The organism is Actinomycetota bacterium (assembly GCA_036280995.1).
Taxonomy (GTDB): domain Bacteria; phylum Actinomycetota; class CALGFH01; order CALGFH01; family CALGFH01; genus CALGFH01.
Window position 1 is genome coordinate 1 of record DASUPQ010000174.1, and the last position, 5,247, is coordinate 5,247.

Consider the following 5,247-nt stretch of genomic DNA (forward strand, 5'->3'; position numbering starts at 1 on the left):
CATCCGGCTAGCGATGGCCAGCTGGAACCGCCATAGCCCTGCAGGTCGCCTAGTACTCCAGCCGCACTTGGCATGAGGTAGGGTTCCCGCCCGCCGGCCGGGATGGTGCCGGCAGCGCCAGCGTGATGGAGGGCGAGAGGACCGTGCCGGAAGCCGACGAGGCAGCAGCCATCGAGGAGGTCCAAGAGTGGGCGGCGGGGCTTGGGGAGCTGCACGCCCAGATCGCGGGGCGGTTCGCCCGGGCCGAGCCACGTCGGCGGGTGCTGGCGTATCTGCGTGGGCTGCTCGGCAACGTGGGCCGCAAGAACGGTTGGCAGCTGGCCGAGCATGCCGGGGAGCGCACCCCCGATGGGATGCAGCGGTTGTTGGCCACCGCTGACTGGGACCCGGACCTGGTCCGCGATGACCTGCGGGCCTATGTGGTGGAGCACCTGGGCGACCCCGGCGCGGTGCTGGTGGCCGACGAGACCGGCTTCTTGAAGAAGGGCACGACCTCGGTGGGGGTCCAGCGCCAGTACTCGGGCACCGCCGGCAAGGTCGACAACTGCCAGCTCGGCGTCTTCTTGGCCTACGCCAGCGGAAAGGGCCGGGCGATGATCGACCGGGAGCTGTACCTGCCCGAGCGCTGGACCGACGATCCTGAGCGCTGCCGGGCTGCGCGGGTGCCCGAGCAGGTCGGGTTCCGGACCAAGCCGCAGCTTGCCCAGCTCATGCTGGAGCGCGCGCTGGACGCCGGGGTGCCGGCGGCGTGGGTGACCGCCGATGAGGTCTACGGCGGCAGCCCGACGCTCAGGGAGTGGTTGGAGGGCCGCGGCGTGTGGCACGTGCTGGCGGTCAAGTGCACCGAGCTGCTTGAGGTCCAAGCTGTTGATGCTCCTGCCGGAGCGCGCACCAGCGCTGAGCAGCTGGCCGCGGCGGTGCCGGCCAGCCAGTGGATCGCCTGCAGCGCCGGGCACGGCGCTAAGGGCCGCCGGCTGTACGACTGGACCCGCGTGGAGCTGGCCGCCCCGGCCACCGCCGGGATGGCGCGGTGGCTGCTGGTGCGCCGCAGCCGCAGCGACGGGGAGCTGGCCTTCTATGCCTGCTACGGCCCGGCCACCACCTCGTTGGTCGGGCTGGTGCGGGTGGCCGGGACCAGGTGGGCGGTGGAGGAGGGCTTCGAGCAGGCCAAGGGCGAGGTCGGCCTGGACCACTACGAGGTCCGCAAATGGCCGGGCTGGTATCGCCACATCACCCTGGCGCTGCTGGCGCACGCGTTCCTGGTCGTCACCCGCGCCCAGGCCACCAGCCCCGAGCGGGTAAAGGGGGGCACGGCGGCCTGAGCGGTGGGCTCGGCCTGCTGCCGCTGACGGTCCCCGAGGTCCGCCGGCTGCTGGTGGCGCTGGTGTGGACCACCCCGGTCACGCCGGGCTTCGTGCTGGCCTGGTCCAGGTGGCGCCGACGGCACCAGGCCCGCGCCAGGCGCGCCCACTACCAGCGACGCGAACGACAGGGGCGCTGGAGTATTCACTCAAGGTAGTGACGTTTTCAACCGCATCGGTATCACGTCTCGGTCAGGTACTGATGGGCAAGCCTCACCGCCATCGCGCCCTCGCCCACGGCGGAGGCGACTCGCTTGATCGAGCCGCTGCGCACGTCACCGGCGGCGAAGACGCCCGGCAGGCTCGTCTCCAACAGGTACGGCTCCCGCGAACATCGCCGCCAGAGGTCACCGTTGCGCGCGGAAGGGTCCAGGTCCCTCCCGGTCAGGACAAAGCCGCGTTGGTCGAGCTCGACGGCCCCTTGGAGCCAGCCGGTGTTGGCCTGCGCACCGATGAAGACGAACAGGGCGTGTGCTTTGAGGGTTCGACGAACGCCTGAGCGGTTGTGCTGGACCACGATCCCCTCCAGGCGGTCCTCACCCATGAGCGTTCGGACCTCGGTGTTGGCAAGCAGCTCGACGTTCTCGGCGTCCACAACCCGGTGGGCGAGGTAGCTGGACATGGTCTTGTCGAGGTTGTTGCCTCGTAGGAGCAAGAAGACCCTGGGTGTCCGCCCGGCCAGGAACAGCGCCGCCTGACCGGCCGAGTTGCCCCCGCCGACCACCGCGACCTGCTTGCCTTCGCAGCGCAGGGCCTCGGCCTCCGTGGCAGCGTACTGGATGCTCACCCCCTCGAAACGCTCCAGGTGGGGCACCTCGAGCCGGCGGTAGCGGGCCCCGGTCGCGACGATCACGCTGCGTGCCAGCACCTGGCCGCCCTCCAAGAGCTGGATGCGGTAGTGGCCGTCGGTCCTGTTGAGATCGACCGCCTCCTGGGGCACGGCGGTCCGGGCGCCGAACTTGTCGGCCTGGACCAGGGCGCGGCTGGCCAGCTCGAAGCCGGACAGCCCCGCGGGGAAGCCCAGGTAGTTCTCGATCCGGGAGCTGGTGCCAGCCTGCCCCCCCAGCGCCATCGACTCCAGGGCCAGGGTCGACAGGCCCTCCGAGGCCCCGTAGACCGATGCGCCAAGGCCGGCCGGTCCCGCCCCGACCACGACCAGGTCGTAGGTTCGTTCCGGGGTGGCGTCGACCTTGAGGCCGATGGCCCGGGCAAGCTCGGCGTTGGTTGGGTTCTTCAGGACGTGCTTGTCCTGCCAGATGGCCACCGGTGTCTGCGATGGCGTGGCGCCGAACGCTCGGAGCAAGGCTTCAGCCTTGGGGTCCTCCCCGACCTCGATCCAGCCGTGGACCAGCCGGTTCCGGGTCGCATACTCCCGCAGGCGCGTCGCGTCGCTGGAGTGGCGGGAGCCGATGATCCGCAGGCCCACGCCGGCCCGCATCCCGATCGAACGCCTCGCCAGGAAGGTCTTCAGGATGGTGTCCGACAGGGTGGGGTCCTCGGTGATGACCTGCTTCAGCTGCGCACGAGGGATTGCCAGGACCTCTCCGCGCTTGCGGACCACGAACGACAGGTACAGCGCCTGCCCGGTGAGCAGGTTCAGCTCGCCCGCGAAGTTGCCTGCCAGGAGCACCCCGATCGTTCGCGCCTGCCCGGCGAAGTCGTCAACCACCTCCACCTCGCCGTCGAGCACGACGATGAAGTCACTGGCGCGGTCGCCGGCTCGAATGAGGACTTGGCCGACCTCGGTCTTCCTCGTCTCCCCATAGCGCCCGAGGAACTCGATCTGATCTTTGGTCAGCGTCGGGGAGGCCGTATCGCGGGCCTGCTGCATCCTTGGCCCCTCACATCAGCGCGGAGGATCACCGCAGCTACCAGAGCTTCCGGTGGAGCTATGGCCGGCTCGCGGCGCGTGGAGACGCCGACGCGGCCGTCAGTATTCATGGCTCTCCACCAGCTCGACGATACGCGTCGTTGGGGTCCCGGTCTTGGCCGGCGCCTTCTCCGGTGACGGCCAGACCTGGGTTCGCAGGATCTCGAGAAACCCTTGCGCCTCCTTGGCGGTGTCGAAGTCGAGGTCGACCATGACGTAGTTCGGGTCGTCGACAGGACGGAAGATGCGGTAGCGGCGCACGCCCGAGCGCTGCCGCCCCCCAGCGTCTCGCGCAAACGCCCCCCTCCACAGGTCGTAGTCGCGGACCTGGAGCTCCACCCGCAAGGTGCCCATCCCAACTCCTCGGCGTCTGATCGAAGCGGTTGGCAGCTCGCCTAGCCTATTGATTACTTGTATCAAGTAATGACTACCCTGCTAGGATACCCACATGACCGAACGTGTCAAGCGGCCCCGCAGCTACCACTCTCCGCGCCGGCAGGAGCAGGCAGCGGCCACCCGTCAAGCCATCCTCGAGGCAGCCCAACGGTTGTTCGAACACCAGGGGTATGCCGCAACCTCGATGCCAGCGATCGCGGCGGAGGCAGGCGTCGCGCTCAAGACCGTCTACGTTGTCTTCGAGACCAAGGCCAGACTCCTGCACGCGCTCTGGGAGGCGCGACTGGGCGGGGACGAGGAGGCCATCCCGGTGTTCGAGCGCGCCTGGTACCGCCGCGTCCTGGAGGAACCGAGCCCCGAGCGCAAGCTCCGCTTGGTGGCCGCTCAGGCGCGGGTCGTGAAGACCCGCTCCGGCGCCTTGCTGGAGGTCATCCGCAACGCGGCGTCGATGGACACCGAGATCGCCGCGCTCTGGACGAGCATCCAGGCCAAACTGTACGAGGTGCAACATTCGATCGTGGAGCAACTGCACAAGCAGGACGCGCTCGCCGGCGGCCTCGATGTCGACACCGCCACCGACATCCTCTGGACCCTCAACCACCCCGCCCAGTGGCAGCTGCTAGTCCGCGAACGCGGCTGGACCGCCCAACGGTACGAGCAATGGCTGGGCGACATCTTCTGCTCCCAACTGCTACGACAAGGCCCGGCGATCCAGGACGAACACGAACTGGCCCGCTGATTCGCTCGCATAGCCAGTCCAACTCGCCGCCTCCGCCGCAACCTGCGCCAACACCTCGTGCATCAGCCACTTCCCGCCCATGCCGGAATCGGGCTGCCTACCCGATCAGAAGTGCGGCTGGAGTATTAAGGCAGGACCTGACGGGCAAGCCTTGGTTATACATGCAAGGGCTCCCGGCTCGAGCCCCCCACAGCACAGGAGGGTTGGCTGATGCCCGAGACGCGCCAGCGCTTCTCAGAAGCGCTGGGTGCCCTTGAGGACGAAGTCCAACGGACAGCCTCCCAGGCCCAACTGCTGCTGGAACAGGCGCTGCAGGCCCTCCTGGGCGGCGACCTGGCGATCTGCGACCAGGTCGTCAGGGGTGACGACGAGGTGGATGCGCTCTACCTGGATGTCGAGCGACGCATCCTGCACCTGTTCGCGCTCCAGACCCCGGTCGCGACCGACCTCCGGCTCCTGACTGCCCTGCTCCACATCAACCTGCATCTGGAGCGCGTTGGCGACCAAGCAGTGAACCTCGCCAAGATCGCCAAGCTTGTCGACGGCCTGCCCCAGATCCCAGAGGTCCTTCGCGACCTTGAAAAGATGGGCAAGATCGCCCTGGGCATGGTAGGCACGGCGATGGACGCATTGGCGCGCCGTGATGTCGACCTCGCCCAAACCCTGCCCGAACTTGACGACCCCATTGACCAACTGAACCGCGGCATGATGCCGAAGGTGCTTGAGGCCGCTGGCGACAAGCGGATGCTGGAGTGGGGAATCCGCATGTATGTCGTGTCGCGTCAGATCGAGCGGATCGGTGATAACGCGGTCGATATTGGCGAACAGGTGGCGTTCCTTGTCACCGGCCAGTTCCGTGAGTTTACCGATGCATCACATCC

The 5,247-nt window shown here is 68.2% G+C and carries 5 protein-coding genes; 3 read left to right on the plus strand and 2 right to left on the minus strand.

Annotated features, from left to right (window positions below; all coding sequences use genetic code 11):
• Positions 1-170: 170 nt before the first annotated feature.
• Positions 171-1,322: an IS701 family transposase gene (locus VF468_05570; protein HEX5877781.1), complete on the plus strand. Its 1,152-nt coding sequence runs from the start codon at positions 171-173 to the stop codon at positions 1,320-1,322.
• A 220-nt stretch (positions 1,323-1,542) separates the two neighbouring features.
• Here the strand turns inward: VF468_05570 and VF468_05575 are convergent, their stop codons facing one another.
• Together VF468_05575 and VF468_05580 are read right to left on the minus strand one after the other, a co-directional pair.
• A complete protein-coding gene (locus VF468_05575) occupies positions 1,543-3,192 on the minus strand; it encodes an FAD-dependent oxidoreductase (GenBank protein HEX5877782.1) in 1,650 nt (549 codons plus the stop codon).
• Between the two features lie 99 nt (positions 3,193-3,291).
• Positions 3,292-3,585: a hypothetical protein gene (locus VF468_05580; protein ID HEX5877783.1), complete on the minus strand. Its 294-nt coding sequence runs from the start codon at positions 3,583-3,585 to the stop codon at positions 3,292-3,294.
• 94 nt (positions 3,586-3,679) lie between these two features.
• Here VF468_05580 and VF468_05585 point away from each other — a divergent pair, with 94 nt between their 5' ends.
• Positions 3,680-4,366: a helix-turn-helix domain-containing protein gene (locus tag VF468_05585; protein HEX5877784.1), complete on the plus strand. Its 687-nt coding sequence runs from the start codon at positions 3,680-3,682 to the stop codon at positions 4,364-4,366.
• Positions 4,367-4,576: 210 nt separating this feature from the next.
• Positions 4,577-5,247, plus strand: a 671-nt coding sequence (gene phoU / locus VF468_05590) for a phosphate signaling complex protein PhoU (protein ID HEX5877785.1), incomplete at its 3' end; no start/stop codon positions are given.

Coding starts and splice junctions, on each gene's coding strand:
- VF468_05575 (HEX5877782.1), bottom strand. CDS start 3,192: ATGCAGCAGGCCCGCGATACGGCCTCCCCGACGCTGACCAAAGATCAG.
- VF468_05580 (HEX5877783.1), bottom strand. CDS start 3,585: ATGGGCACCTTGCGGGTGGAGCTCCAGGTCCGCGACTACGACCTGTGG.
- VF468_05585 (HEX5877784.1), top strand. CDS start 3,680: ATGACCGAACGTGTCAAGCGGCCCCGCAGCTACCACTCTCCGCGCCGG.